Source organism: Brucella grignonensis (assembly GCF_002252505.1).
In the GTDB taxonomy this organism is placed as follows: Bacteria; Pseudomonadota; Alphaproteobacteria; order Rhizobiales; family Rhizobiaceae; genus Brucella; species Brucella grignonensis.
The window spans coordinates 193,489-219,750 of the sequence record NZ_NNRL01000157.1 but is presented as its reverse complement, the minus strand read 5'-3'; the positions used below and the strand labels follow the sequence as shown (position 1 = coordinate 219,750).

Genomic DNA, 26,262 nt, shown 5'->3' with positions numbered 1-26,262 from the left:
CTTGCTTTTGATAAGTCCATTAGAAGGTCTCTGAAGCACTCAATCCATATTTATCTTTCGCCGCCATAGCCGCGGCGCTTCCACTCAGCCAGTGGCATGATGTCGGGCGGGCCGCCGCCTGCTTCGTACCAGGAATCAACTGCCCAGCGCTCACCATCCTTGGCTTGGATAACCGCAGTCCAATGGGGATAGCGACCATCGAAAAAGCTTCCTCGTGCGGTTTTGCGCACAGGAGTGTGATGTTTGAGCCAGCCGCGAGAATTCAGGTAGCGGATGAAATTGTCCGTATTGGTCGATTCATCGATGCAGTCCATCTGTCCTTTGATTCGTGCCTTGCCAAACTGCATGCGTGGCTTGTCACGAATACCGATTATTGCTGTGCTGCGTTGTTCAAATAGTGCAATCGCAGCTCTCAGGGCTTTGCGTTCGGCAGCCGCCGATTGAGCGCCTTGCTGCATGAGATTTTGTATGCGGCGTAAATCTTGAGCGGATAGCGTTAGCTTGGTCTGATAGTAACACTCGTAGCCATGACAGACGCGAAAGGTCTGTGCTTCGGCCTTTGGCAATGCTGCGAAGAGCGTCAGTGCTGCGATGGCTATCGAAAGAAATTTCATTCGAAAGATCAACCCGCTTTCTGGTTTGTAAATAGCAGCGACGGTTCGAGCCGCTCTATGCCCTGATATGGATTGGCATGGATCGCGAGGATCCAAAGACAAAAAGCAGCCGTGATCGAATAGATTACCATGGCCTTGATGCCGGCACTTACTCTGTCTGCATGTGTGGCTGCGATAGTGATGATGGTCAGGATCGTCAATGAAAACAGTAAATACCATTTGTACATGTCAACGGATGTCGAGCCGACAGAGAGGCGCGTGTTGCGCGCATCCTGTAATTCGTCGAAGTCGTGCACGAGCTGCGATATTATCGGTGACGGAATGTCTGTCTTTGCAAGCTTCACGATCTCTCGCCGTATATTCTGCAATGCAACTTCAACGGAATGGGCAGGCGAGATGTTGCTGTTTTCAAGCCATTCGTCTTTGACGACTGCCGCGCGATACTCGGAAAGAGACGTCACGAGTACGGGTGCATTCAGAATGTCTGGACTTGCTGCTCCTATCAGCCGCGAAATGGATGATCTTTCCTCGCTGGTCGCCTGATCCGCTTTTGAGTTGGCTGTCCAGATGTCTGCTGCAACAAATCCCAATGACAGCGCCCATGCTGTCGCAATGGTGCCGATGAAGGCTCCAATCGGGATGGATAGAATGTCATGATTGGCATGGCGGGACAGGATGTGAAGCGCGAAACGACCAACGAAATAGACGCCCACGCCGAGAGCTGCGAAGGTCACAAAAGAAAGATAAACGGATAGTTCGAAAATATAATTCATCCCGCGCCCAACGCCCCACTAGAACGCGTTTAGATCGGATTGAATCCGATCGGCGCTCTAAATGCTTGTCTTTACACGCATCTAATCCGAAAACCGTTTCACACTTTTCGGGATGCGCTCTAATACAGGCGGATGATGAATGCAGGTCCATATTTACGAATGGTTCCTGTCAAAATCATCAAGCCTGTTCAGATAGTTGAGGCCATATCACTCAATCTTGCAAGCATGAAATAGCGACAAGTTATTTCATGCTAAATAAAGAGCTTCCGCTCGATCAATGTGGGCAATGTCTTTTGTTGCGGAAGCAAAACAAAAAGCCGCCGGAAACATCCAGCGGCTTCAGAAGACAGGATCAGAACTGAACGGAGAGGCCGATCACTGGTCCGTGCTGTGTCACGTCATATTTGAACTTTTCGGCGCCATCATTGTCCCGGTAATCCTGATAGAGCGCACGATAACCAACACGCCAAGTGGTTGGGACGTCGAATACCAAGGTGCGATAGCCAAGATAAATCTGGCCGTTCGCGCTGAGCTTGGTGCCCGCACCGAAACCACCGATGTCGGCTTCAGCAAAAATGTTCCAGCGGTCATTGATGTCGTAGAAGACGCGGGTGCCGATAAACGGATCGGTCCAGTCTGCTTTCCGAGATGCGCTGAACGGTCCCACGTTGACCTGCGCCTTGAGCTCGGTCCAGCGTACGCCTACGGTCGGTTCAATGGCGAAAATCCGCTGTCCGCCGAAAAGCGTGGTGCCGTCCAGCTGTTGTTCATAGAGGCGATAATAGACACCACCCGAAAGTGTCGTGGACTTGATGTCCATGTCGAGCTGTTCGTCACGAATGTCGGCGTCCTGGCTGGTTTTGGTATATTGGCCGTCAAAATAAACGCCGAATGTGCCGTTCGTTATGTCGACATTGCCCATAAGGCTCATGTCGAGATTATCCAGAATGTCCCTGAACGGTACGTCGACATTCGTGCTCAATCCAAGCAGGCCGGCTTTGCCATTCAATGACGCGCCCCAGACATAAGGGCTGAAGATAACGCGCCAGCGTTGCTGATCCTGAATTTCGGTCTGCACGGGAGGAGGCGCGACAACGTCTGCTGCGTGGGATACGCTGGCTGCCGTTATTATAAAAGATGTAGCTAATATAATATTGCTAAAAGTAGTGTTCAGTAAATTTTTGCTATCGGAACGAGAATTGTTTCTGATCACGGCATTGTCCCCTCGGAACCTAATTTAGAAACATATAAAAGACTGAACCTATAAAGGCATGGCCAATGATTATGTTAATCATGGCAAGAAATAAATGGAAAAATAAAGACAATACAGAAGTTTTGTTAGTTGACTTTGCTATGATGCGGCCGTTCTATTCGCCTGCGATTGGATTAATGAATGTTTCTGGTTCCCCAAATGTAGCTGAGCTCCTCCAGGTGGCTGCATTTCTCAAATCCAGACATCTAATTTTGTGATGAGGTTATCATGCAAAAGAACTGGTCTATCTGGAAGTCTTCATGCCGGGCATTGGCTCGCACAGCAGCGATTGCGGCACTTGCTTCGGCGCTCGTCATTCCGCAGGTAGCGCAAGCCTGCACGAGTTTTGTATTGCCTACTACGGATGGAAGCATCGTTTACGGACGCACGATGGAGTTTGCGTTCCCGATCGATTCACAAATGATCGTATTGCCGCGCAACTTTGATATTGCCGCTACACCTGCAGACGGTAAAGTGGCCAAGACTTGGAAAGCCAAGTATGCGGCTGTCGGTATGAACGCTTTTGGCGTTACCGCGCTTGCCGACGGCATGAACGAGAAGGGTCTGACTGGCGGCGTTCTCTATTTCCCGGATTTCGCCAAATATGCCGACCCGGCTGACGCGAAGGCTGAAAACAGTCTTGCACCATGGGATGTCCTGACCTGGGCGCTGACGAATTTTGCCACGGTTGCCGAAGTGAAAGAAGCTCTGAGCGACATTTCCGTCGTGACCGTTATTCAGAAGAACATGGGCATTGCACCGCCGCTGCATTACACACTTCACGATGCAAGCGGCGCTTCGATCGTTATTGAACCAGTTGATGGCAAGCTGAAGATCTATGACAATCCGCTTGGCGTGATGACCAATGCGCCTTCATTTGACTGGCATATGACCAATCTGCGGAATTACGTCAAACTTTCCCCAAACAATGCCAAGCCAGTGAAAATTCTTGGTGCTGAAATCAAGCCACTTGGTGAAGGTTCGGGCATGTTGGGCATTCCGGGCGATACCACACCTCCGTCGCGTTTCGTGCGAGCCAGTGCCTTTGTTCTTTCGGCCAAGCCTGTTGCAAGCGGTCCGGAAAGTGTGCGGCTTGCAGAGCATATCGTAAACAACTTCGATATCCCGAAGGGTTGGATTGAAGAGCCGAATACACCCGCTGAGTATACCCAGTGGAGTACAATCGGCGATCTGAAAAACCAGGTTTATTACGTAAAGACGTATGACGATCCGGTTCTGCGCGGTGTCTCTTTCAAGGACCTTGATCTTGATGCCAAGGACATGGTCACTATTCAGATGCGCCCGAAGCTTGAGCCTGCTTCACTTATCGAGAAAAAATAGGCTGAGTTCTCATTGAAATAAAGGGCGGCGAAACAAAGGGCGACTTGAAAGGTCGCCCTTTTGCTTTTGTCAGGGGACATCGTCGTAGCCCACGACGCCGCCTTCATTTTCCATGTTGGCAATGCGCTTTGATTCCGAGCGGTTGAATTTCAGCCGCACACCAAGTCCGCCGCCATTCTCCCATATGAATTGTGCGCCGACTTTTTCGAGCGTCTCCTGCAGGATTTGGACCTGCTCATCCGATGGGGAGCCAATCTTTCGTTCAAAATGCTCGATTATCCCAGCATCAATACCCGAGAGCTGAGCCAGTCGCTCCCGCGTGAATTCCACCAGTGCTCGTGCGGCGCGGCATTGCGGTCCCGTTATCATGGCAATTATCCTCATTATCCCGGATGGGCACTGGCGATAAGTCTATGACAAATCGTGGTAATTACCATGTGGCTTTTTACTGAAAAATTTTGCACGCACGCTCGATCACGTTATCTTGAGGGGTGCCTTTTTTCGTGAACAAAATTTCGCCATGATCTTCCTTGCCCCCGATCTGTCTACTTCTTACATAAGCTCTTGCGCCGCAGGAGAAGCGCCGTCGGCCCAACGGATTGTCGGACCGGTAGTTCAGCCTGCCTCATAAACTAAAAAACAAATGGTTCGCGATGACCACTTATAAGTATTTCATTTGGCCGGCATTTTTCACGGTCATTGGACTTCTCTGCGCTCTCTGGCTTGGGTATTCGACGACTGGCACTATTGGAGGCATGGTTTCTGTCTTCATTATCTGTGCGGTGTTGAGTGTTCTCGAAATTTCCCTCTCATTCGACAATGCTATCGTTAATGCGCGCATTCTGCGTGATATGACGCCGCAATGGCAGCATCGGTTTTTGACCTGGGGTATCATCATCGCCGTCTTCGGCATGCGCATCATTTTTCCGCTCGCAATCGTTGCGGTTGCCATGTGGACAGATCCGATTTCTGCGCTGAAACTCGCTATATGGCAGCCGGATGAATATGCGCGGGTGATCGCGGAATCCCACACGGGTATCGCGGCATTTGGCGGCACATTCCTGCTCATGGTCGGCATGAAATACTTCTTCGATGTTGAAAAGGACGTGCATTGGGTCAAGATCATTGAAAGCCGCATGTCGAAATTCGCATCGGTTCAAGGTGTTGAAATCGGCGTTGCCATCGCGCTTATCCTGTTCTTCTCTTACCAGCTCGATGCCGAGCATTCGCACACATTCCTGGTCGCAGCGCTGTTCGGTCTGCTGACCTTTCTGGCTGTCGAAGGCTTGGGTGAAGTGCTGGACGCATCGCAGGAACAGGTGGATATGGTCCATCGCGGCGGTCTTGGTGCCTTCATTTATCTTGAAGTGCTCGATGCCAGCTTCTCATTCGACGGTGTTATCGGCGCATTTGCGCTGACGACCAATCTGTTTGTCATTGCGATCGGCCTTGGTATCGGCGCGTTCTACGTACGCTCGCTCACCATCATGCTGGTCGAGCGCAAGACACTTGGTCAGTATCGTTATCTGGAGCATGGCGCGTTTTACGCCATTCTGGTGCTGGCTGTGATCATGTATGTGCAGACGCTGGTGCATATTCCGGAAGTCATTACCGGCTTGATCGGTGCTGTGTTAATCGGCCTCTCCTTGATGTCGTCAATCCGCTTCAACAGGAATAATCCTGAGTGGCAGAAAGAGGCTGATGAGGCCGCGTTGCACTAAGTATCTGGATTCAAAGTTATTAAAAGGCGGCTCGAAGCCGCCTTTTTTGTTTGTTTTTTACGTATTATCCGACGCAAACCGCTTCACACTTTTACTGTAAATGCTCTGTTGACCGAATCGAAAGAGTTGGCCAGCCTTGGTGAGCTTCTGGCTCTATTGGTCAGAGCATATCAGCATAGGCCGCAGGTCTCGACGAGGCTGCGGCTGCGACTTTTTTGGAGAGGGGTTTTCCATGGTCGTTACTCGTTTGAGCAAAACCGCATTCGTTGCGGCAATTGCCTTCTTCGCAACACTCGTTTCCTTTGGCAATATTACCGACTACGGCAGTAATTTCGCGTTTGTGCAGCACGTTTTGCTCATGGATACGATTTTTCCTGATGCGACGATCAAATATCGCGCCATAGACAGCAATTTCCTGCACAATGCCGGTTACATTTTGATCATTGCCGCAGAAACGCTGACAGCTATTCTTTGTTGGATTGGCGCTTTCGCAATGTTTGGCCGCCTGGGCGGGGATGCAGGAAGCTTCAACCGTTCCAAGAAATGGGCCATTGCCGGTCTTTCGGTTGGCTTCCTCGTCTGGCAGGTTGGCTTTATGTCTATCGGTGGCGAATGGTTCGGCATGTGGATGTCATCTACATGGAACGGAATTGAATCTGCATTCCGCTTCTTCATAACCATCATTGCTGTGCTGATCTATGTCGTTCTGCCTGATGGTGAAATTCAGAAATAGTCAGAGCAAATGTGATGCAAGGGCGGGTTCGTTGATGAGTTCAACGCCCGCCTTTTGCATTTTTTCGAGCATGGTATTCATGGAACCGCCGATGTCTATGCCGCGGCAGGCGTCCAGCCGAACACGCACTTGAAAGCCGTGTGAAACTGCATCAAGTGCTGAGAAAGCCACGCAGAAATCCGTCGCCAAACCGGCCAGTGTCAATGAACCGATGTTGCGCTCGCGCAGGTATCCGGCAAGGCCCGTAGGGGTCTGGTGATCGTTCTCGAACAGGGCCGAATAGCTGTCCACTCCTATGCGGAACCCCTTGCGGATAAGCATCTGCGCACGGGTCCATTGCAAATCCGGATGAAAATCCGCACCGTGCATGCCCTGAACGCAGTGATCCGGCCATAATGTTTGCGGGCCATAGGGCATATGGATGGTATCGAATGGCCTTTTTCCGGGATGACTGGTTGCAAAGCTGGAATGTCCCGCCGGATGCCAGTCTTGTGTCAGAATGACATGCTCACTCTCGTCAATCAGCCGGTTGATAGCCGGTAGAATTTCATCACCCTTATCGACGGCCAGCGCGCCACCAGGGCAGAAATCATTTTGCACATCAACGACGAGAAGGGCATGACCAATCATAAGATGCTCCTGACTGTTTTCATGTAATTATAGTCAGCGGCGCAGGCGCATACCAGTCAATATCAGCGTTCTGGTATTACATTGTCTTTGATGCTAACGACCGGCTTTATCTATCTGGACAGGGGATGATCATGACTGATGAAATCACGCGCGACAGCAACGGGACGCAGCTCAACGACGGTGATTCCGTTACGCTCATCAAGGATTTGAAGGTCAAAGGAACGTCAACGACACTCAAGCGTGGCACGCTGGTCAAAGGCATTCGTCTAACTGGCAATCCGGATGAAGTTGATTGCAGCACTAAGCAGGTCAAAGGCCTCGTGCTGCGTACCGAATTTCTGAAGAAGGCTTAAAGCATTTCCAGCAAAAAGTGCGAAGCAGTTTTGCGTAGGATAATGCGAAAAAACAAATAGTTACAGCGGCTCCAACGATTCAGTCTTAACTGGAACCGCTGTAACTACTTCATAATTTAAACTGGTAGAGCGCACTGCGCTCTACGCATCAATTTCGACACGGCCACGCGGGCGGCTGCAGCAGGCGAGAATATAGCCATCTGCGATCTCGTCGTCACGGATGCCGCCATTGTGGTTCATTTCCGTCTCACCGCCGATGCATTTCACTTTGCAGGTTCCGCAGATACCGAACTCGCAGGCGCTTGGGATTTTAAGCCCGCCATTGCGGGCTGCGAGCAGGATGGTGTCGTTTTCCGTGCATTCAACTTCGACGCCTGACAGGCTGAAGACGACGCTCGCGGGTGCGACAGCAGGTTTTGTTGGAGCCGCAGGTGTATCGACTTGCAGTGCCGAGGGTACTGGCACTGCAGAAATTTCAGTCGCAGGCTGGAAGCTTTCCTGATGATAATTGGCCATATTGAAGCCGGATTGCTCCAGAAGGCCACGCACGCCATTCATGAATGGCTCAGGTCCGCAGCAGAATACTTTGCGATGCAGGAAATCGGGTGCCAGCAGTTCAAGTCGTGCGCGGTCGATGCGGCCATGCAGACCCGGCCAGACATGGCGCGCCGATGATTGTTCCACAATGAAAGCAAGATGCATGGCTTCCATGCGACCGGAGAGAAGCTCCAGTTCTTTGCGGAAGATGATGTCATCGGGTGTGCGTGCACAATTGATGAAGGCTACATCGGTTGCCGGTGCGCAATCGAAAAGCCAGCGCGTCATCGACACCATCGGTGTAATGCCGGAGCCAGCCGAGACGAAAAGATATTTTTCGCTCGGATGGTTGGCGAGTGAGAAATCGCCATTGGGGCCATAGGCCTTGATGGTCATCGGCGGACGCAGATTATCGAGCATCCAGCGGGTGCCAATGCTGTCTTTCTGCGCTTTGACCGTAACCGAGATATGGTAGGGGCGCGAAGGTGTGGATGAGAGCGTATAGGTGCGTAATACCGGGCCAAGTCCATCGGAGCGCTCGATTGGAAGTTCGAGCGTGATGAACTGTCCCGGTGTGTAGCGAAACCAGTTGTCATCCTGAGTTTTGAAGGAGAAGGTCATGACGTCTGGCGCTTCTTCGATGGCCGAGATGCATTGCAGCATCTGCAACCTGTCGTTCCACGGCAGCATCTCATCCAGATATTTCAGAGGCTGCATGGCCTTCTCACTTCTCTATTTCAGTTTACTTCAAGCTACGCGACTAAGCTTTGTAGTCTCGCCTTTCAGGCGAGGTGTGATGGTGTTGGTGTACCATTCGAGAAACTGCATCACACCACCTTCATGCTCGACCGAATAAGGGCCGGGCTGGTAGGCGGGTGAGCGAATGCCAATGGCATTTTCTTCTACAATCTGACGGTCCTGATCATTGGTCTGAATCCAGACATGGGTCAACTCATCGAGATTGTAATCAACGCCTTCAACGGCATCCTTGTGAACCAGCCATTTGGTCGTGACCATGGTTTCTTCGGCACTGATTGGCAGCACGCGGAAGGAAATCGCGTGATCGACCATCAGATGGTTCCATGTGGACGGATAATTGAAGAGGAGCATGGCGCCGATATTGGTATTGCCCGACACCTTATCGCTCAGTGGCTTCTTAACGGCAGGTTTGCCCGACATGGTATAGCTCACGGCATCACGCAGCAGTGGAATGCGTGTGATGCGATAGCGACCATCTTCCGACATGTTGAATTCAGCGGGCAGACCGATGGAAGCGCAGTTTTTCCAGAGTTGGTTGATTTCGGGGTCTTCCATCACACCCTGAACGCCGGTTGCGCTTGGTGCTTCAGGATAGGTGCGGCAAAGTTCCGGATGGTTGGCCGCGCAGTGATAGCATTCGCGGTTGTTTTCCCACACCAGCTTCCAGTTGCCTTTCTCGATGATCGAGCTTTCAAAGGCGACCTTGGCTTCCTTGATGTTGTGTGGTGCGAGGTAAGGCTCGACCAGATTGCGGAAGCTGTTGAAGTCAGGTGCTTCGTCCGCGAGGCAGACATAGATGTAGCCAGCAACGCTCTCGCAATGAACCTGCTTCAGACCGTATTCTGCGGGCTTGAAGTCCGGGCCGACCTGACGTGCGAACAACAGGCGGCCATCGAGTTCATAAGTCCACTGGTGATAAGGGCAGACGAGCTTGGCAGCGGTGCCTTTTTCCGCCGAACAGATGCGCGAGCCGCGATGGCGGCAGGAATTGTGGAACGCGCGGATGCCGCCTTGCGCATCGCGCACGATCACGACGGGATAGGCACCAACCTGCACTGTCATGTAGGAGCCTGTTTTCGGCAGTTCGCAGTCATGGCCGACAAACAGCCAGTCGCGGTAAAAGATGTTTTCCAGATCCAGCTTGTAATAGTCAGGATCAGTGTAAAACTTCTGTTCCAGGCTGAAATTTGGGTCACGCCCGGTCAAAAGCCCCAGCATTTCGTTGCGAACGTCCATAGAATCGACCCTTTGTGCCGTATAAAGGTCGTGCTTGTGCTGTTCTCTCAGCGACGTTTGCTCGACCTACTGTTCCCGTTGTCTTCCGAAAGCACGGCTTTTCCCGTTATCTCAATGGCTTGTCCGTTCATTCGGTTCTGTTCAGACTGGCTTTCGTTGTCATGATTCAATCATTGAAATGTTCTAAACGCGCATTGGGATGCGACATGATTTTCGCGTAAAGACGACACGTCAAAATGACGCGCAGCATTTCGCAAATATGTGTGACTTACGCGCATGGGATTGCCAAAATGGCAGAAAGCCGGTTACCAAGCTGTCAAATATATCCGGTTTCATTCCATGGGAGGCTTAGAGGCCATGAAACGTTCAGAAATTAATGAGATTATCCGTGAGAGCGATGCTTTCATCCGCTCCTTTGGCTATATCATGCCTCCCTTCGCTTATTGGTCGCCAGAAGAGCTGAAAACGCGCACGTCGAGCGATGCAAAGGCAATTCTCGATGGTCGCCTCGGATGGGATATTACCGATTACGGTCAGGGCAAGTTTGCCGATCTCGGTCTGTTTCTTTTCACCACACGCAATGGCAATGCTGAAGATCTCAAGCGCGGTGGCGGTATGCTTTATGCCGAAAAAATCATGATTTCGCGCAAGAACCAGATTTCGCCAATGCATCGCCATGTGGTGAAGGCAGAAGACATCATCAATCGTGGTGGTGGTACGCTGGTGCTTGAGCTTTTCAATTCGCGTGCCGACGGCAGCGTCGATGAAGAAACCGATGTCACGGTTGCGACGGACGGTCGTCTGGTTACGCAGAAGGCAGGTGCACATCTCAAGCTCGCGCCGGGCGAAAGTGTCACGCTGCTGCCGGGCAACTGGCACGCCTTCTGGGGTGAGGGCGCTGACGTGCTGATCGGTGAAGTATCGACGGTCAATGACGATCTGACAGACAATATTTTCCGCGAGCCGATCGGACGCTTCTCCAATATTGAAGAAAATGAGAAGCCGCTACACCTCTTGGTGTCGGACTATGATAAATGGCTTTAAGCTAAATTGAAGGGTTGAACATATGAAGCTGGCGATGATCGGAACGGGCTATGTGGGTCTGGTTTCAGGTGTGTGTTTTGCCGAATTTGGCTTTCACGTTACCTGTGTCGACAAAAACCCGTCGATCATCGAACGGCTGACTGCGGGTAAGGTCACGATTTTCGAACCAGGGCTCGATGAGCTCATGGCGCGAAATATTCGTGACGGCCGGCTGGAGTTTAGTACCGATCTTGCAACCAGTGTTGCAGATGCCGATGTGATTTTGATCGCTGTCGGCACACCATCGCGGCGTGGCGATGGCGAGGCAGATCTGCAATATATCGAGGCTGCTGCTGACGAGATCGCAGCCGCAATGAAGCCGGGTGCGGTGGTCGTCATCAAGTCGACGGTTGTTGTCGGCACCAATGCGCGTATTCGCGATCGTATTGCCGCTGCGCGTCCAGGCGTTGAATTCTCGATGGTATCAAACCCGGAATTTCTGCGCGAAGGCTCGGCAATTGAAGATTTCATGCGCCCCGACCGTGTGGTGGTTGGCGTTGATGATGAGCGCGGCAGGGCTGCTATGCAGCGGCTTTACCGCCCGCTATATCTGCGTGAGACGCCAATGGTTGTCACATCGCTTGAAAATGCCGAAATCATCAAATACGCCGCCAATGCATTTCTTGCGATGAAAGTAACCTTCATCAACCAGGTCGCTGATCTTTGTGAGAAAACTGGCGGCAATGTGCAGGAAGTTGCTCGCGCCATTGGCATGGACAACCGCATCGGCTCCAAGTTTCTTCATGCGGGGCCGGGTTTTGGCGGCTCATGCTTTCCCAAAGATACACGGGCGTTTGCTGCCACAGGCAAAAAATACGATGCGCCGCAGTCTCTGATCGAAGAAGTCATCGCGGTCAACGAAGCACGCAAACAGTCGATGGCAGAGCGCATTGTTGCCGCTGCTCATGAAAGCGGTGCAAAGACTGTTGCTGTGCTTGGTGTCGCGTTCAAACCGAACACGGATGATATTCGTGAGTCTCCGTCGCTCGACATTATTGCGGCTATTCAGAACGCAGGCATTTCTGTCCGCGCCCACGATCCTGAGGCAATGGAAGCCGCAAAACTGGTCCTGCCGGATGTGACTTGGTGTAGTTCGGCTTATGAAGCAGCAAAAGGCGCTGGCGTCGTAGCACTGCTTACCGAGTGGAATGCATATCGCGCACTCGATCTCAGACGCATTGCGAGTGTGATGGAGGGCAATGTGCTGATCGATATGCGTAATGTCTATAAGGCAGATGATGTTGCTGGCACCGGCTTGAATTATCGCTCGGTCGGGCGCACGCATAAAGTTTGATATTCTAAACTAAAACGCCGATCTGACATTATCAGATCGGCGTTTTGATTTTGAACCGTGCGAGAGGGTTAGTCTGCTGTTGCAATTCGCTTCTTCTCGTTGGCGATGAGCCAGAGATTGCGGATATAGACAATCAGGCCGAATCCCTGACCGGCGATAAAGACGGGATCCTTGCGTTGTATCGCATAGATCAGAAGAAGTGCGCCGCCAAAGAGCGAAAAGAACCAGAATGCCACTGGCATGACGCTTCTCTTGGCCTTTTCCGACGCCAGCCACTGCACGACGAAACGCATGGTGAAGCAGGCCTGCGCAACAAAGCCCAAAACGATCCAGCCGTCCCATTGAGCCACGAATACATCGTGAAGCCATTGAACGAGGCTGCTGAGAACATCAGTCATGGGTAATCTCCGTCACACGCGGCACAACCTTGCGGCGCTTGCGCAACCACCAAACGCCATAAAGGTCGAGAATACCGCGCAGGCCGCGGTCCAGAATGCCATAATTGGATTTGCCGTGGCGGCGTTCGCGGTCGGTAACATCGATATGTACGACATCAAAACCTTCGCGAAGGGCCAGCGAGGGCAGATAACGGTGCCAGCCGTCGAAGAACGGCAACTGACGGAAAAGATCGGTGTGCAGCGCCTTTAGACCGCAACCAGAATCGCGGGTCTTATCTTTCAGGATAGAACCGCGCAGATTATTGGCAAAGCGCGAGGAAAGCTGCTTGAGCTTGGTGTCTGTGCGCTTGAGGCGCTGTCCGGCGGCAATACCAAAGGCCGGACCTGCATTAATGAGAGCATCTGCGAGCGCTGGCAAATAGGCGGGATTGTTCTGCCCGTCGCCATCCATCGTGACAACAATCTGGCCGTGAGCTGCAAAGACACCTGAACGCAAAGCGGCACTCTGTCCGGCTGAACGGTCATGGCGGATATGGCGCAGCGGCCTGCCCGCATGGATACGACCTGCAAGCACGTCGCTCGTGGAATCTGTCGAGCCATCATCCACGACGATCACTTCATATGAGCGACCAAGCATGGCATTGTCGACTTCATCGAGCAGAAAAGCGAGATTGTCGGCCTCATTGCGGCAGGGGATGACCACAGAAATCGTTGGTGTTGCCAAGCGGAGCTTCCTTCATTCCTTGCGCATTTGCCGTAAAACCGGTGTGCTTAATGTTTATGTATAGATGCCCTGTAGCGCGCAAGGCGGGCTCCATAACATTGATTGCGAGGCAAACCAAGACGTTTCAAGAAATCGTGAGTTTGATCCGGTATTTGAATATCTGCAGGTTTTAACCGGAGATGCGGCTGTACGGAAGTACCTCGGTGAGCCAATCCAGAAAATTCTGCGTCACCTCATCTCGATTGATCTCGTTCAGGCTTTCATGGCGCGTGCCGGGATAGATATTGCAAGTAACATTGCTAAAGTCCATCGCCTGCATTCTATCCGCCAGTTTGCGCGTGGCCCTAGCTTTGTCTGTGGCAGGGTCTTCCGTTCCACCGACGATATTAAACGGCAGGTCTTTGCGGATGTTCGCAAAATTACTGTCGGTTGCGCCATTTTTCATCATCCGGAAGACGTCAATCCAGAGTGCCACACTTGCATCAAAGCCGCAGAGAGGATCGTTCACATAGGCTGCCACTTCTGACGCATCGCGTGAAAGCCAGTCAAATGCTGTGCGATGGCCAGGAATGGAATTACCCCATGCGCGGAATGTAAGCTTCGGCAGGATTGCGCTTGGTACGTCCGAGCCTTTGAGCATACGCTCGGCATAAAGCAATGCCATCGCTGCACTGTTCTCGATGCCACCGTTGAAATTAGCGTTCCACACGGCGACAGCATCAATCGTATCCGAATACGTAAGTGCGTAGTTCAGTGCGATAAGCCCACCCATTGAATGCCCGAATAAAACCACTGGTAAGTCTGGATGCATCGCATGAATATGGCGGTTGAGTGAAAGAACATCATTGATGGCCACTCTATAGCCGTCTTTGAGTGCGAATATTCCTTTGGGTGCGTGTGGGCCGATATTTGCACCGTGTCCCCGATGGTCATGCGCATAAGCATGATAACCGGCCTGGTTCAGTGCTGCGGCAAAACGTGCATAGCGGGCCGAGTGTTCGGCAAGCCCATGGCAGATTTGTACCACCGCTTTTGGTGTGGCGGTAAGCGACTGCCGATAAGGCAGTTCGATTTCGTCTGTCAGAGGCAGGTGATGGATGGTTTCAAATGTCATAAGACCATCAGAATTTATGCCGCGCAAATAGTCAAATTCTCTTTTGGTCGCGTCTTTAAAAAAGGCACCAGGAGGTTGAATGAATTAATTTTAGGCATTTGTATTTTTTGAGCAAATTCCGCTTGAAAACCACAAAATCCTGGGCAAATCTGTCTTTATCAGGGGATATGAACGGAGTTTTGAAGAGAATTCAGGGGCGTCGAATTCCAGTCTTTAAGGCATAACTAGCAGGCCATTCGGTGAAAGGGAGGATACTTTCCCGAGTGGTGGCCAGAGGGGAAACCGGGTGACGGAAATATCCGCGCCCGGTTTCATTTATTTTGGGACACAGAAAAATCAGTGCTTCGCTCTCGCAATGAGAGTGATCGGTGTAATCCGTGCGATGATGTTTGCTTCCGCGCGCTATTTCGCCTACATAGCCAGCAGCAATTTCCCGCGCTTCGACATCAGGTCGAACCGCGCTTTCCAACCTGTGGAGACGACGCGCTTTATGGCACGCCAATTCATCTATCATATGTCCGGGCTGAATAAGGCCTACGGCGCCAAGAAGGTTATCGAAAATCTTCATCTGTCATTCTATCCAGATGCGAAGATTGGTATTCTCGGACCAAACGGCGCCGGTAAATCGACAATTCTCAAGATCATGGCCGGTCTCGACAAGGACTTCACCGGTGAAGCCTGGCTCGCAGACGGTGCGACTTGTGGTTACCTTGCACAGGAACCGCATCTCGACCCTGAAAAGACCGTGCTCGGCAATGTAATGGAAGGTGTAGCCAAGAAAACGGCTATTCTCGACCGTTATAACGAGCTGATGATGAATTATTCTGATGAAACAGCCGACGAAGGTGCGGCGCTTCAGGATCTCATCGACAGCCAGAACCTCTGGGATCTGGACAGCCAGGTCGAAATGGCGATGGAAGCCCTGCGCTGCCCGCCTGCTGACGCCGATGTCACAACGCTTTCGGGTGGTGAACGTCGTCGTGTGGCGCTTTGTAAGCTGCTGCTTTCGAAGCCTGACCTGCTTCTGCTTGACGAGCCGACCAACCACCTTGACGCTGAAACCACCGCATGGCTGGAAAAGCATCTACGCGAATATGAAGGCGCTGTCCTGCTTATCACGCACGATCGCTACTTCCTTGACAATGTGACGGGCTGGATTCTTGAACTCGATCGTGGTCGTGGCATTCCTTATGAAGGCAACTATTCTGCCTATCTGGAAGCCAAATCCAAGCGCATGATTCAAGAAGGCCGCGAAGAAGATTCGCGCCAGAAGGCGCTTGAACGTGAACGCCAATGGATTGCCGCAAGCCCGAAAGCACGTCAGTCTAAGTCGAAGGCCCGTATCAAGGCCTATGATCAGCTCGTTGAAGCCGCCAACAATCAGCGTCCGGGCGATGCCCAGATTCTGATCCCTGCTGGTGAGCGCCTCGGTCAGGTGGTTATTGAAGCTGAAGGTCTGACCAAGTCGTTTGGCGACCGTATGCTGATCGAAAATCTGACATTCAAGCTGCCTCCAGGTGGTATTGTCGGTGTTATCGGTCCGAACGGTGCCGGTAAGTCGACACTGTTCAAGATGATTACCGGTCAGGAAAAGCCGGATTCCGGTTCGATCCGTATCGGTGACACGGTTCATCTTGGTTACGTTGATCAGAGCCGCGATCACCTGGATCCGAACAAGAATGTCTGGGAAGAAATTTCTGGCGGTAATGACATTATCAAGCTTGGCAAGTTTGAAATGAACTCCCGCGCTTATTGCGGTGCGTTCAACTTCAAGGGCGGCGATCAGCAGGCGAAAGTCGGCAATCTGTCCGGTGGTCAGCGTAACCGCGTGCATCTTGCTAAGATGCTGCAGGCAGGCGGCAACGTTCTGCTCCTCGACGAACCGACCAACGATCTTGATACCGAAACGCTGGCAGCGCTCGAAGATGCGCTTGAAAAGTATGCTGGCTGCGCTGTTATCATCTCCCACGATCGTATGTTCCTCGACCGTCTGGCAACGCATATTCTGGCATTCGAAGGCGATAGCCATGTTGAATGGTTCGAAGGCAACTTCGAGGATTACGAAGCTGACAAGGTCCGCCGTCTTGGACCTGAAAGCGTCAATCCGAAGCGGGTAACCTACAAGCCGCTGACGCGCTAAGAAATCAAAGGCCGGTGCTATGCACCGGCCTTTTTATTGGGGAGGAGTGGAGAATGAAAGACTGGTCCGCAAAGCAGTATCTGAAGTTTGAGGATGAACGTAGCCGCCCGGCAGCCGACCTTCTCGCTCAAATAGCGATCGATAGTCCGCGCAAGGTGGTTGATATTGGTTGCGGTCCCGGAAACTCCACCGAACTTTTGGCTGAACGCTGGCCAGATGCTCAGGTTTCCGGCTTCGACACATCGCCGGATATGATTGATAAAGCCAGACAACGCCTGCCTCAGCTGGATTTCGCTCTGGGTGATCTGACAAAGTTTGAACCAGATGCTGAAACGGATGTGTTGTTTTCCAATGCCGTGTTTCAGTGGATTCCGGATCACAAGGAGCAGATGCGACGACTTCTGTCACAGCTTCACAGCGGCGCTTATCTCGCTGTGCAGATGCCGGATAATATGGGTGAACCGACCCATATATTGATGCGCGAAGTTGCCAAAACTGACCCCTTTAAGGCCAAGATTGGCGATAAGGGCAGGGCACCGCTGCCGCCTGCTGCCGATTATTATAATGCTTTGATCGGTCAAGCTTCCCGCGTCGATATCTGGCATGTGATTTATAATCATCAGCTGGCCGATGTAGACGCTATTATTGAGTGGGTGAAATCTACGGGTCTGCGTCCGTTTCTTGATCCATTGAACGATGATGAGCAGCGCGAATTTTTGAAAGCCTACAAATCACGCCTTGAGGAATTCTATCCAACACTGAATGACGGTCGCGTATTGTTGCGCTTCCCACGAATTTTTATCGTTGCCAGAAAATAAGATAATCAACTTCATTAGAGCGCCGTGCGCCCTCTGGGGCGTACAAAGGTCGCTCTAACCGTTTGTTTTGACGCGCATCCCGAAAACCGTTTCACACTTTTCGGGATGCGCTTCAAATCCTGAATAAATGAACGCTGCCTTCAGGCGGCGGTTACATTACCGCCGCTTCATCCTCATCTGCGGTGACGAGGCGTGTCGCGCGCCATTCTGTCAGTTTGGAGTTGATGGCATCCATTACAAAGAAGCGTGCTGAATCCTTGTCATATCCATCATCGCGCAGTGTGTCGTAGTCGGTGTGCATGTGACGAACATGGGCCACGGTCGCAAGCCATACTGCAATTGATGGTGGAAGCGTTTTCATATGCGGCGCAAGAGCTGCAGCGCGAATTGGTTCTGAATCCGAATAGGGGACGGCAGGAAGCAAAAGTGTGAGAGATTTTGCAATTGCCTTCTGGCGTACAGTGCCTGCACTCATAGCCGTCTTCCTTTCACGCTACAGTTCCCGTTCAAAACCGGAAACGATGCCGGAAAATGCGATGCGTAGATTCAATATGTTAAGGCGCTCGAAGCAAGATTCGCAATAATCATAACTCGGTTGTTCTCCAGCTCAAATGACTTCCCAAAGGGCCGGTATTGTTTTGCTGTGCATTGCATCGCGAAAATTTCTTGCGCTCAAGCCGCACTTCATATAAACATATCTTTATATCTTTAGAGGTGTATGGAGATTGCGAATTGCGCTTGCAGCTCGATCAGATGGTGGATGTGTTAAAAGCAGTGGCAGAACCAAGCCGCTTGCGCATTCTTGCGCTTCTTTCCAAGGGTGATCTCACCGTTTCAGACCTGACCACAATTCTGGGTCAATCGCAGCCGCGTGTTTCGCGCCATCTCAAGCTGCTGGGCGAAGCCGATCTTATTGATCGCTATCAGGAAGGTGCCTGGGCCTATTTTCGTCTGTCGGACAATGCGCTGTGCGGTGAAGTCGCACGCAATCTTCTGCAGCGGCTTGATGCGGCCGATCCATTGATCGAACGTGATATGGAGCGGCTGTCGCAGGTTAAATCCAGCCGTCAGGAAAAGGCTGCAGCTTATTTCAGTGCCAATGCTGGTAGCTGGGATGAGATCCGCAAGTTGCATGTTTCCGAAAACGCAGTGGAAGCGGCTCTCAAAGGCATCATTGGCGACAAGCATTTTCAGGCCATGCTTGATGTCGGTACGGGAACGGGCCGACTGTTAGAGCTGTTTTCGCCGCTTTATGTGCGTGGATTGGGTATCGATATCAATCGCGACATGCTCTCGGTGGCGCGTGCCAATCTCGATCTCGCATCGGTCGGCAATGCGCAGGTCCGGCAGGGAGACGTCTATGCGCTGCCCGTCGAACGCGAAAATTTCGATCTGGTGACAATCCACCAGGTTCTGCACTTCCTCGATGATCCGCTCGCCGCAATCCGTGAGGCGGCGCGTGCGCTTCGCCCCGGTGGACGCTTGCTGATTGTTGACTTTGCACCGCACAGGCTCGAGTTCCTGCGTGAGGAACATGCGCATCTAAGGCTTGGCTTTAGCGACGAGCAGATGCTGGGATGGTTGAAAGATGCAGGGCTTGAACCTGCCAGGACGACTGAATTGGGGCCAAAGGCTGCAAATGGTGACGACGGATTGACGGTCAAGCTTTGGCTTGCCAATGACCCGCGCTTGCTGATTGCCGATCCAGCGCCGCAAAATGCAAGCATAACGGAGACAGTCTAATGGGCTTTTACGGTCTTTCCCGCCGATCGGATATCGGCCAGACCACCCGCGTATCGTTCGAGTTTTTTCCGCCCAAGACGGAAGAAATGGAACAGCGTCTGTGGGAAACCGTGACGCGCCTTGCGCCGCTCAAGCCTGAATTCGTCTCTGTGACTTACGGTGCCGGCGGCTCTACTCGCGAGCGTACCATCCGTACGGTCGCGCGTATTCTTAAAGAAACCGATATTGAGCCTGCGGCTCATCTGACCTGTGTTGATGCGACGCGCGAGGAAGTGGATCGCGCTGCACAGGAATTTGCGGCCCTTGGCGTCAATCGCTTTGTCGCGCTGCGTGGCGACCCTGCCAGCGGTATTGGCGAGAAATATGTGCCGACGCAGGGTGGCTATCAGAATGGTGCCGACCTGGTTGGAGGTCTGCGCAAGCTTTCCGATTTCGACATTTCGGTTTCGGCTTATCCGGAAAAACATCCTGAAAGCCCGGATTTCGCCACCGACATCGATATGCTCAAGCGTAAGGTTGATAATGGCGCGACACGTGCCATTACGCAGTTCTTCTTCGATAATGATCTTTATGAGCGTTATGTCGAGCGCGTGCGCCGTGCTGGTATATATATCCCGATTGTTCCGGGTGTTTTGCCGGTGCATAATTTCAAGCAGGTCAGCAACTTCTGTGCCCGTTCTGCGACACATATTCCGGCGTGGCTGGCCGAGCGTTTCGACGGGCTGGATAAAGATCCGCAGACGCATCAGCTTGTTGCTGCGGCCATTGCTGCGGAGCAGGTGATGGACCTCATCGAACGTGGCGTGCAGGATTTCCATTTCTATACGATGAACAGAGCCGATCTGCCGTTTGCGATCTGCCATATGATTGGCATCAGACCTAAGATTGATGCTGAATTGGAAGTTGCCTGAAATGAAAAAAGCCCGGTTTGAAAACCGGGCTTCTCTTTAGATTTTGTATCTAAAACGGGTCGGTTTATCCTCAAGAACCGATGCCGCCATAATGGCTTGGCTATCCCAATTCAGGGAATAACGCCTGCTATCAACGCTGCAACAAATGCGAATGCTGCACAGATCATGAGGACATTCAAAGATCGCGTAAGTCCCATTGGTCTGTCTCCTTATATGCACCCGACGAGGCCGGGCGCGCGCTGGTAGAGAACCGGAATCTAAGCGCAAATTGGATCAAACGAAAGAACATTTCGTACTGCAATAAGCGGTGACAGCGAAAAAAACCTTTTGTTTACCAGCTAAGTCTTTGAAATTTTTAACTGTAAAAATTTGTTCACATTTCATGAAAATGCCACGAAAGCGCCAATTTTGACCCGGCTGTGACTGGCCAATTGGCTCTTTTGCATCACCGCTTAGCGGATTAAAGCGAGGAATCCTGACAAGGTGAACACCGACAGAATGGTCGAATAAAGGATGACATTCGACGTAATGGCTGCTTCGCGGCGATAATGTTCTGCAAGCATGAAGGGACCGGTGCCAGCCGGCAGTGCTGCGAGCAGTGTTGCACTCTGCGCCAGGTGTGGCGGAAGCCCGAAGACATAGACCGCCAGTAACCACGTTGCCAACGGCATGACGATAAGCTTGACCGAAACGAGGAAGGCGATTGCATTGACACTGTCGCGTTCGATCTTGCGGGGTTGTGCGAGGAAAAGGCCGAGTGCCACGAGCGCACAGGGTGACGCTGCACCACCGAGCATTTTCAGAAAAGTTTCGGCGGGAGCAGGGATGGTGAGGCCTGAGAACGATACGAGCGTTCCCAGCGCTGGTGCAAAGAGAAGCGGATTGCGGATCAAGGATCGCGCGACTTTCCAGACAAGGCGTAGCGGCTTCTTTTCTGTCTGCATGCCGATTTCGATCAGAATGATAGCAAAGGCAAAGGTTACACAGACGGTGATGATAATGGAAATTGTTGTCGCCGCCAGAACGCCTGATCCGAAAGCGATCATCGAAAGCGGGATGCCCATATAGCCGGTATTTGGATAGGCGGCGTTCAATCCATCAAGCGCATTGTCGGCTAAGGATAACTTGCCACGAAGACGGATAACGAAGGGCAGGGCAAAGGCGATAGCGCTGCTCAATAGAAAGACGCTGATAAAGCCCGGCTGCCATAAATCGCTGCCGTGGGTATTGGCCATGATGTCGAAAAGCAGGGCAGGCAAGGCGAGGTAGACAACGAAACGGTTAAGCTCAGCGATCGCGTGCGGCCCCAATATCTTCAGCTTGAATGCACCCCAACCTGAAAAGATGAGGGCGAAGACGGGCAGAACGATGATGAGGGTGGAGATCATGGCGCTTGAATAACTTGCAAAAGTTGAAAGGCGCGGAGGTTGGTCCGCGCCTTTGATTTACTTTGGTTTAGAGCTTTTCGAGCAGTTCAGGCGTTGGCCATGAATCGGCAGGCATTCCAAGGCGCAATTGTTCGGTGCGAACGGCATCGCGGGTCAGGATACCGAAAACGCCGTCGATCTTGCCCATGTCATAGCCACGGGCCTGAAGCTTGGTCTGCAATTCCTTCATTTGTTCCTGCGTCAGTCCCTGATCAGGATTGCCGGGATTGAAGGCAGGTGCGCCAGCGAGGCGGGTGGCGAAGTAGGCAGCCGTTGTCGCGTAAACAATCGACTTGTTCCATTCCACGAAAATATCGAAATTTGCATAGGATAGGAATGCAGGGCCTTTGCGACCCAGTGGCAGGAGCAGCGATGCATCGCCGTCATCGGGGCCGAGTGGCCCCTTAAGCCCAACCACGCCCTGCTCAGCCCACCATGAGTGTGGCTTGCGATTGGTGCGAATGGATTCTTCCCAAGGCAGATCTTTGGTAATACGCACTTCTTCGAGCCACGGCTCGCCACGCTTCCAGCCGAGTTCGGAAATCATGCGGCCAGCGGTCATCATTGCATCGGGAACGCTGTTCTTCAGGTCGACCTTGCCATCGCCGTCGCCATCAACGCCGCGCTCAAGATAATCCTTCGGCAGAAGCTGCATCATACCAATCTCGCCAGCCCACGCGCCCGTTGTGGCAGCATCGACAACGCCGGTATCGAACAGCTTAAGAAGAGCGATGAGCTGCGGACGGAACAGATCCGGACGGCGGCAGTCATAAGAAAGCGTCACAAGTGCATTGAGCGTGTCGAAATCACCCTGAATGGCACCGTAGTCGGTTTCGAGACCCCAAAAAGCGGCAAGTACAGGACCCGGTACGCCATAGGTGTCTTCGACTTTCTTGAAGACATCGGCATATTTGACCAGATTGTTCTGGCCATTCTTCAGGCGCGCTTCAGAGATGAGCCGCTTGGAAAACTCGGTGAAAGTCAGGTTGAAGACCGTCTGCTTGCGGTCGCGATCAAGAACTTTCTGTTCGAGCGACGCCTTATGCAGTTCAGCTATTCCCTTTTCGCCAACGCCCGCTTCGCGTGCTTCCTTGGTCAGATTGTTCATCCACTGACCGTAATCGATCTCGCATTCTGGCTTTGGCAGGTTGACGTTGCTGTCGGCGCTAGCAGCCGGTGCGGGAGAACCGGAAGCCTTTGCGCCAGATTGGGCAACAGATATTACAGTCGATGCCAGCAAGGCGGTAGCCATCACTGAAGCTAAAATTTTCATCGAAAAAACTCACAATTCAGAGGGGGAGGTCTCCCCGTCGGGTTTTCCAAGCTATTGCCCCATCACGCATCGGAAATGAAGCAAAACTTGGTGTGAGCACCCAATTAAGGATGAGTTAACGGACCTTGTTGCTTTCCAGCCACTTTTTCCAAGCGCCCGCACTGCCAGCAAACACGTTAATATCTGCATCACCCTTGATGCCTGGAATAGTGCCCGTTCCGGTATATTGCCAGAAGGTCCATGGATGCGGTCCGTATTTCTCGGTCGGATGACCGGCCGTGGATCGCAGCCAGAATGGATATTCGCGCATCTGGTTCAGGTCATTTTCATCGAAGAAGTCGACCGTCGTGTAAATGATAGGGCGCTTGCCATAGTGCTTTTCGACGGCATCGAGGAAAATCTTCATTTCCTTGCGAACCACAACCGCATTTGGTCTGAGCTTGCAACTCGGCGAACTGGCGTTCCATTCCATATCGAGAACGGGAGGCAGTGCATTCGGATCGCGGGGCACATTCTGGATATACCAGCGTGCCTGTTCGATAGCCGGGCGGCAGAAATAATAGAAGTGATAGGCACTGCGTGGAATACCGGCCTGTTTTGCGCCGTTCCAGTGTTCGGTGAAGCGGTCATCGAAACGGTCGCCGCCTTCGGTTGCCTTGATGAAGACAAAGGAAATGCCGCTGCGCCGCACCGCGTTCCAGTCGACGTCGACCTGATATTTGGAAACATCTGTGCCGTGGATCGGATAATGCCATGGTGTCCGGCCTGTCCATTCGAACGGCTTGCGGTCACCGAACCGCGGCGCATTGACCGCTCCGCTTGGCTGCGCCATCTGCTGCATTGAATTGCGGGACTTTTTCACATCGGAAAAGTCATAATCCACTGTCGTACAGGCGGACAGAAGGAAAACACCAAGGGCAAGAATGCTGCGGTTGGCCAGACGGTTCATACAGTGGTCCCGATGTCGCGAATCAATCTTAACAACGGTTACGCGATCCGGGTGCGAACGTCATCAGCTATGCTGGCAAAACTTTGCGGGAAATAGATTGTGTCGCACCGGCTGAGGGATAATCAAAAGAGCCGTCGGAAATCTATCCGGCGCGAATGACAGCTATCCACGCAAAGCCGCGATAAAGATTCATGCGTTTGGATGTGGCGCCCTGTTCTAAAGCCATCGTATCTGCGATGCTGAAAAGATCATCACGCGGTGTCACATGGAACCATCCAAGCCATGTGAAGAGCATCTTCTTAAACCATCGTGGCAGGCGTTGTTGATCGCCGAAGTCAACGATATGCAGCTCGCCACCCGGTTTTAAGTGTCGGATGCTTTCCCGAATGACCGATTGCCATTGAGGTATCATCGAAACCGCATAGGAAATGAAGATACGATCAAAGCTATCCTGACCAAAAAGGGCCGCAGGATCGAAATGCGTGGCATCGGCACGTTCAAGTCTGGTGCGATCTGCAATCCCGGCACGCTGTGCTGCCTGACGTGCTGTGTCCAGCATTTCAGCCGAAATATCGATGCCGAAGAGTGTTGCGTCGGGGTAGTTTTGCGCTGTTTTGACAAGATTACGTCCTGTGCCGCAGCCGATTTCAAGCACACTGCCGCCTTGAGGCAAGTTTAGTCCCGCAATCATAGGGTCGCGACCCAAAAGATAATATTTGCGCGTGGCATCGTAGAAATGACGCTGCCGCTTATAAACCCGGTCCATCAGAGTAGCGTGATCGATACCCTTGATTTGCCCCTGAGTTCGTTGCGGATTGGTGCCCATATCATGCGCCCTTCAAAACATAGAGGTGAAAGCCGCCATAAATAGAGGAGCGGTCGCGATCATGCAGCATGCGGGACTCTTCTTCACGGTAGTGCCAATGTTCAAGGATCGATGGATCAACCCGGCCAGGCAGCAGGCTTGGCTCTGCCGCTGTGCGGAAGATGACGCGTGCACCCGCAGCAGCCGTGCGCGTAATTTCGCTCCAGAGCGCATTGAGCTGGGCGTCATTCATCCAGTCCTGTGCGTCGAGTAAGATGTAACGGTCTACTGATCCGGCGGGCTTTTGGCTGAGAAACTCAGTGTAATTGGCATTCCGCACCGTCATGCGGTCAACGCGCGCGCGAACGGTGTCAAAATTTGCCCTTGAGAGATATGGGGGCAGGGGGCCTGCTTCTTCATCGCCGCTATAACCACGGCCAAAGGCCTGCCACGCGAAATAGTTCTCGGTCAGGGGGAAGGCGCAGGCGAGCTTTTCGAGCCGGGCGCGCAGGACAAATGCCATGTCGCCATTTCCGGCTGTCGCCAGTGCGTCATATTGCTGAGGCGGAATGCCGAGGCCAAACAGCGACGATTTGCGGGCTGTTGCCCAGCGCACCATGCGTTTTTCAAACAGGGGGGCGAGGGCAGTGTCGAAGAAGCTGCGCTGTTCTTCCATTGTGCGGGCTTTAAGGATGTCGCGCGGGTCTATGCCATAGAGACGAGCGACGCGGTGGCCCATGCCGATAAAGACGCCCAGCAATCCGTGACGATAGAGATCCCTCGAGAAGATAGAGATACGCTGACGGCCGCTCCATTTGCGCTTTTCCCAATAGGCGCGACTTTCACTATCAAGATGCGGACGGATGAAGCGTTGATAAGCTGCGAGATTGGCCTTGTCATCGGCCTTGCCATAGAAACGATAGAAGCTGGCATAATCCGGCAGATGCTTCAAAGCGCCAAGTTTCAGGCGGTTGAAGGCGACATGGGCGCTGTTGAGATCAACAGCCTCGACCGAGGCCGGGTCTGCTGTCAGATATGAGAGAGCATTGCAGCCGCCTGAAGCGATGGTCACGATGCGGTGGCCGGGCTGAATGGCGAGCGCTGCCATATCCACTTCGGGGTCTTCCCATATCTGGGGATAGACCAGCCCTTTGAAGAGCCAGGCGAATAGCCTTTCGGATACGCCATCGCGCGAAAGCGCATGGTTTTGTGTGACTGCGCGCTTGAGGATTGTGCCGTTGGCATTTGGGCCCGTCATTCCATGCTCCCCGTATTTTTTGGGCGCATTCCGAAAATTCTGAATGATTTCGGACAAGATGCGCGAAAGTTCCAAGGCGAATCCAGCCTTGTTTGTGAGAGTTAAGCATCCGCCGGTGACAGGGGCGTGACGGCTGTTTCGGGGGCAAATTATGGTTAAAACTTTGTTATTATGGCGGTTTGTTACCGGCCGTAAAACTATTTGAGAGAACCTTTCCCTATGCGTGCCGTTTTCTGGTGTGACGTTGGCATCGTCGAAAAGCATCACCGGGGACCCAAAAGTGGTGTGACGACTGTCTTCGTAAGGTGATTGACCGGTCAGAACGGTCAGACACGGAAAACCAAAACAGCGTTGGCTATATCCCCGCAACGCTGGA

Annotated in this window: 26 protein-coding genes; 10 read left to right on the top strand and 16 right to left on the bottom strand. The window is 52.4% G+C overall.

The features are described from left to right. Nucleotides 1–50: 50 nt before the first annotated feature. From CEV33_RS08215 to CEV33_RS08205, 3 genes are all read right to left on the bottom strand, one after another. Nucleotides 51–614 carry a hypothetical protein gene (locus CEV33_RS08215; RefSeq protein ID WP_094539984.1) on the bottom strand — a complete coding sequence of 188 codons (564 nt, stop codon included), beginning with the start codon at nucleotides 612–614 and terminating at the stop codon, nucleotides 51–53. An 8-nt stretch (nucleotides 615–622) separates the two neighbouring features. Then, nucleotides 623–1,387: a bestrophin-like domain gene (locus CEV33_RS08210; protein ID WP_094539983.1), complete on the bottom strand. Its 765-nt coding sequence runs from the start codon at nucleotides 1,385–1,387 to the stop codon at nucleotides 623–625. Between the two features lie 352 nt (nucleotides 1,388–1,739). After that, nucleotides 1,740–2,600 carry a hypothetical protein gene (locus tag CEV33_RS08205; RefSeq protein WP_094539981.1) on the bottom strand — a complete coding sequence of 287 codons (861 nt, stop codon included), beginning with the start codon at nucleotides 2,598–2,600 and terminating at the stop codon, nucleotides 1,740–1,742. 267 nt (nucleotides 2,601–2,867) lie between these two features. Here CEV33_RS08205 and CEV33_RS08200 point away from each other — a divergent pair, with 267 nt between their 5' ends. Continuing rightward, nucleotides 2,868–3,980 carry a linear amide C-N hydrolase gene (locus tag CEV33_RS08200; protein ID WP_094539979.1) on the top strand — a complete coding sequence of 371 codons (1,113 nt, stop codon included), beginning with the start codon at nucleotides 2,868–2,870 and terminating at the stop codon, nucleotides 3,978–3,980. Between the two features lie 69 nt (nucleotides 3,981–4,049). Here CEV33_RS08200 and CEV33_RS08195 read toward each other — a convergent pair whose 3' ends face one another. Further along, nucleotides 4,050–4,349, bottom strand: a complete 300-nt coding sequence (locus CEV33_RS08195) for a helix-turn-helix domain-containing protein (protein ID WP_094539978.1) — start codon at nucleotides 4,347–4,349, stop codon at nucleotides 4,050–4,052. A 284-nt stretch (nucleotides 4,350–4,633) separates the two neighbouring features. Between CEV33_RS08195 and CEV33_RS08190 the strand changes: the two genes are divergently transcribed. Then, nucleotides 4,634–5,701 carry a DUF475 domain-containing protein gene (locus CEV33_RS08190; RefSeq protein WP_094539976.1) on the top strand — a complete coding sequence of 356 codons (1,068 nt, stop codon included), beginning with the start codon at nucleotides 4,634–4,636 and terminating at the stop codon, nucleotides 5,699–5,701. Between the two features lie 232 nt (nucleotides 5,702–5,933). After that, entirely contained in the window at nucleotides 5,934–6,434 is a 501-nt protein-coding gene (locus CEV33_RS08185; protein ID WP_094539975.1) for a DUF2165 family protein, read from the top strand. Here the strand turns inward: CEV33_RS08185 and pncA are convergent, their stop codons facing one another. After that, a complete protein-coding gene (gene pncA / locus CEV33_RS08180; protein WP_094539973.1) occupies nucleotides 6,435–7,064 on the bottom strand; it encodes a bifunctional nicotinamidase/pyrazinamidase in 630 nt (209 codons plus the stop codon). A gap of 131 nt (nucleotides 7,065–7,195) precedes the next feature. Here pncA and CEV33_RS08175 point away from each other — a divergent pair, with 131 nt between their 5' ends. Continuing rightward, entirely contained in the window at nucleotides 7,196–7,417 is a 222-nt protein-coding gene (locus tag CEV33_RS08175; RefSeq protein ID WP_007875876.1) for an alkylphosphonate utilization protein, read from the top strand. A gap of 141 nt (nucleotides 7,418–7,558) precedes the next feature. Here the strand turns inward: CEV33_RS08175 and CEV33_RS08170 are convergent, their stop codons facing one another. Further along, a complete protein-coding gene (locus CEV33_RS08170) occupies nucleotides 7,559–8,671 on the bottom strand; it encodes a hybrid-cluster NAD(P)-dependent oxidoreductase (protein ID WP_094539972.1) in 1,113 nt (370 codons plus the stop codon). 30 nt (nucleotides 8,672–8,701) lie between these two features. Next, on the bottom strand, nucleotides 8,702–9,949 hold the full coding sequence (locus CEV33_RS08165) for an aromatic ring-hydroxylating oxygenase subunit alpha (protein WP_094539970.1): 1,248 nt from the start codon (nucleotides 9,947–9,949) through the stop codon (nucleotides 8,702–8,704). A 357-nt stretch (nucleotides 9,950–10,306) separates the two neighbouring features. On the opposite strand from CEV33_RS08165, the gene CEV33_RS08160 reads away from it, so the two are divergent. Both CEV33_RS08160 and CEV33_RS08155 read left to right on the top strand, forming a co-directional pair. Then, nucleotides 10,307–10,993, top strand: a complete 687-nt coding sequence (locus CEV33_RS08160) for a D-lyxose/D-mannose family sugar isomerase (protein ID WP_094539968.1) — start codon at nucleotides 10,307–10,309, stop codon at nucleotides 10,991–10,993. A gap of 22 nt (nucleotides 10,994–11,015) precedes the next feature. Then, nucleotides 11,016–12,326, top strand: coding sequence for a UDP-glucose dehydrogenase family protein (locus tag CEV33_RS08155; RefSeq protein WP_094539966.1), 1,311 nt, complete (start codon nucleotides 11,016–11,018; stop codon nucleotides 12,324–12,326). Nucleotides 12,327–12,394: 68 nt separating this feature from the next. Here CEV33_RS08155 and CEV33_RS08150 read toward each other — a convergent pair whose 3' ends face one another. The 3 genes from CEV33_RS08150 to CEV33_RS08140 all read right to left on the bottom strand — a co-directional run bounded on the left by CEV33_RS08150 (nucleotide 12,395) and on the right by CEV33_RS08140 (nucleotide 14,562). After that, nucleotides 12,395–12,724: a lipid-A-disaccharide synthase N-terminal domain-containing protein gene (locus tag CEV33_RS08150; RefSeq protein WP_094539965.1), complete on the bottom strand. Its 330-nt coding sequence runs from the start codon at nucleotides 12,722–12,724 to the stop codon at nucleotides 12,395–12,397. Continuing rightward, entirely contained in the window at nucleotides 12,717–13,448 is a 732-nt protein-coding gene (locus tag CEV33_RS08145) for a glycosyltransferase family 2 protein (RefSeq protein WP_094539963.1), read from the bottom strand. The genes CEV33_RS08150 and CEV33_RS08145 overlap by 8 nt, the downstream gene beginning before the upstream one ends. Before the next feature lie 169 nt (nucleotides 13,449–13,617). Beyond that, on the bottom strand, nucleotides 13,618–14,562 hold the full coding sequence (locus CEV33_RS08140) for an alpha/beta hydrolase (protein WP_094540262.1): 945 nt from the start codon (nucleotides 14,560–14,562) through the stop codon (nucleotides 13,618–13,620). 490 nt (nucleotides 14,563–15,052) lie between these two features. On the opposite strand from CEV33_RS08140, the gene ettA reads away from it, so the two are divergent. Together ettA and tam are read left to right on the top strand one after the other, a co-directional pair. Next, nucleotides 15,053–16,702, top strand: coding sequence for an energy-dependent translational throttle protein EttA (gene ettA, locus CEV33_RS08135; protein ID WP_094540261.1), 1,650 nt, complete (start codon nucleotides 15,053–15,055; stop codon nucleotides 16,700–16,702). A gap of 53 nt (nucleotides 16,703–16,755) precedes the next feature. Beyond that, nucleotides 16,756–17,520, top strand: coding sequence for a trans-aconitate 2-methyltransferase (gene tam / locus CEV33_RS08130; protein ID WP_094539961.1), 765 nt, complete (start codon nucleotides 16,756–16,758; stop codon nucleotides 17,518–17,520). A 151-nt stretch (nucleotides 17,521–17,671) separates the two neighbouring features. On the opposite strand, the gene CEV33_RS08125 is transcribed toward tam, so the two are convergent. After that, entirely contained in the window at nucleotides 17,672–17,995 is a 324-nt protein-coding gene (locus CEV33_RS08125; protein ID WP_094539959.1) for a DUF2293 domain-containing protein, read from the bottom strand. Between the two features lie 278 nt (nucleotides 17,996–18,273). Here CEV33_RS08125 and CEV33_RS08120 point away from each other — a divergent pair, with 278 nt between their 5' ends. Further along, nucleotides 18,274–19,263, top strand: a complete 990-nt coding sequence (locus CEV33_RS08120) for an ArsR/SmtB family transcription factor (protein WP_036568070.1) — start codon at nucleotides 18,274–18,276, stop codon at nucleotides 19,261–19,263. After that, complete coding sequence (metF, locus tag CEV33_RS08115) at nucleotides 19,263–20,174, top strand: methylenetetrahydrofolate reductase [NAD(P)H] (protein WP_094539958.1); 912 nt, start codon at nucleotides 19,263–19,265, stop codon at nucleotides 20,172–20,174. The genes CEV33_RS08120 and metF overlap by 1 nt, the downstream gene beginning before the upstream one ends. A gap of 452 nt (nucleotides 20,175–20,626) precedes the next feature. On the opposite strand, the gene CEV33_RS08110 is transcribed toward metF, so the two are convergent. The 5 genes from CEV33_RS08110 to CEV33_RS08090 all read right to left on the bottom strand — a co-directional run bounded on the left by CEV33_RS08110 (nucleotide 20,627) and on the right by CEV33_RS08090 (nucleotide 25,886). Beyond that, the gene (locus tag CEV33_RS08110; protein ID WP_094539956.1) at nucleotides 20,627–21,562 is read right to left on the bottom strand and encodes an AEC family transporter; all 936 of its coding nucleotides are present in this window, start codon (nucleotides 21,560–21,562) and stop codon (nucleotides 20,627–20,629) included. Between the two features lie 67 nt (nucleotides 21,563–21,629). Continuing rightward, nucleotides 21,630–22,874, bottom strand: a complete 1,245-nt coding sequence (locus CEV33_RS08105) for a lytic murein transglycosylase (protein WP_094539955.1) — start codon at nucleotides 22,872–22,874, stop codon at nucleotides 21,630–21,632. A 115-nt stretch (nucleotides 22,875–22,989) separates the two neighbouring features. Next, nucleotides 22,990–23,823, bottom strand: a complete 834-nt coding sequence (locus CEV33_RS08100) for a glycoside hydrolase family 25 protein (protein WP_094539954.1) — start codon at nucleotides 23,821–23,823, stop codon at nucleotides 22,990–22,992. Nucleotides 23,824–23,965: 142 nt separating this feature from the next. After that, nucleotides 23,966–24,649: a class I SAM-dependent methyltransferase gene (locus tag CEV33_RS08095; protein WP_094539953.1), complete on the bottom strand. Its 684-nt coding sequence runs from the start codon at nucleotides 24,647–24,649 to the stop codon at nucleotides 23,966–23,968. 1 nt (nucleotide 24,650) lies between these two features. Next, complete coding sequence (locus tag CEV33_RS08090) at nucleotides 24,651–25,886, bottom strand: DUF3419 family protein (RefSeq protein WP_094540260.1); 1,236 nt, start codon at nucleotides 25,884–25,886, stop codon at nucleotides 24,651–24,653. Nucleotides 25,887–26,262: the final 376 nt, after the last annotated feature.

Coding starts and splice junctions, on each gene's coding strand:
- CEV33_RS08215 (WP_094539984.1), bottom strand. CDS start 614: ATGAAATTTCTTTCGATAGCCATCGCAGCACTGACGCTCTTCGCAGCA.
- CEV33_RS08210 (WP_094539983.1), bottom strand. CDS start 1,387: ATGAATTATATTTTCGAACTATCCGTTTATCTTTCTTTTGTGACCTTC.
- CEV33_RS08200 (WP_094539979.1), top strand. CDS start 2,868: ATGCAAAAGAACTGGTCTATCTGGAAGTCTTCATGCCGGGCATTGGCT.
- CEV33_RS08195 (WP_094539978.1), bottom strand. CDS start 4,349: ATGATAACGGGACCGCAATGCCGCGCCGCACGAGCACTGGTGGAATTC.
- CEV33_RS08190 (WP_094539976.1), top strand. CDS start 4,634: ATGACCACTTATAAGTATTTCATTTGGCCGGCATTTTTCACGGTCATT.
- CEV33_RS08185 (WP_094539975.1), top strand. CDS start 5,934: ATGGTCGTTACTCGTTTGAGCAAAACCGCATTCGTTGCGGCAATTGCC.
- pncA (WP_094539973.1), bottom strand. CDS start 7,064: ATGATTGGTCATGCCCTTCTCGTCGTTGATGTGCAAAATGATTTCTGC.
- CEV33_RS08175 (WP_007875876.1), top strand. CDS start 7,196: ATGACTGATGAAATCACGCGCGACAGCAACGGGACGCAGCTCAACGAC.
- CEV33_RS08170 (WP_094539972.1), bottom strand. CDS start 8,671: ATGCAGCCTCTGAAATATCTGGATGAGATGCTGCCGTGGAACGACAGG.
- CEV33_RS08165 (WP_094539970.1), bottom strand. CDS start 9,949: ATGGACGTTCGCAACGAAATGCTGGGGCTTTTGACCGGGCGTGACCCA.
- CEV33_RS08160 (WP_094539968.1), top strand. CDS start 10,307: ATGAAACGTTCAGAAATTAATGAGATTATCCGTGAGAGCGATGCTTTC.
- CEV33_RS08155 (WP_094539966.1), top strand. CDS start 11,016: ATGAAGCTGGCGATGATCGGAACGGGCTATGTGGGTCTGGTTTCAGGT.
- CEV33_RS08150 (WP_094539965.1), bottom strand. CDS start 12,724: ATGACTGATGTTCTCAGCAGCCTCGTTCAATGGCTTCACGATGTATTC.
- CEV33_RS08140 (WP_094540262.1), bottom strand. CDS start 14,562: ATGACATTTGAAACCATCCATCACCTGCCTCTGACAGACGAAATCGAA.
- ettA (WP_094540261.1), top strand. CDS start 15,053: ATGGCACGCCAATTCATCTATCATATGTCCGGGCTGAATAAGGCCTAC.
- tam (WP_094539961.1), top strand. CDS start 16,756: ATGAAAGACTGGTCCGCAAAGCAGTATCTGAAGTTTGAGGATGAACGT.
- CEV33_RS08125 (WP_094539959.1), bottom strand. CDS start 17,995: ATGAGTGCAGGCACTGTACGCCAGAAGGCAATTGCAAAATCTCTCACA.
- CEV33_RS08120 (WP_036568070.1), top strand. CDS start 18,274: ATGGTGGATGTGTTAAAAGCAGTGGCAGAACCAAGCCGCTTGCGCATT.
- metF (WP_094539958.1), top strand. CDS start 19,263: ATGGGCTTTTACGGTCTTTCCCGCCGATCGGATATCGGCCAGACCACC.
- CEV33_RS08110 (WP_094539956.1), bottom strand. CDS start 21,562: ATGATCTCCACCCTCATCATCGTTCTGCCCGTCTTCGCCCTCATCTTT.
- CEV33_RS08105 (WP_094539955.1), bottom strand. CDS start 22,874: ATGAAAATTTTAGCTTCAGTGATGGCTACCGCCTTGCTGGCATCGACT.
- CEV33_RS08100 (WP_094539954.1), bottom strand. CDS start 23,823: ATGAACCGTCTGGCCAACCGCAGCATTCTTGCCCTTGGTGTTTTCCTT.
- CEV33_RS08095 (WP_094539953.1), bottom strand. CDS start 24,649: ATGGGCACCAATCCGCAACGAACTCAGGGGCAAATCAAGGGTATCGAT.
- CEV33_RS08090 (WP_094540260.1), bottom strand. CDS start 25,886: ATGACGGGCCCAAATGCCAACGGCACAATCCTCAAGCGCGCAGTCACA.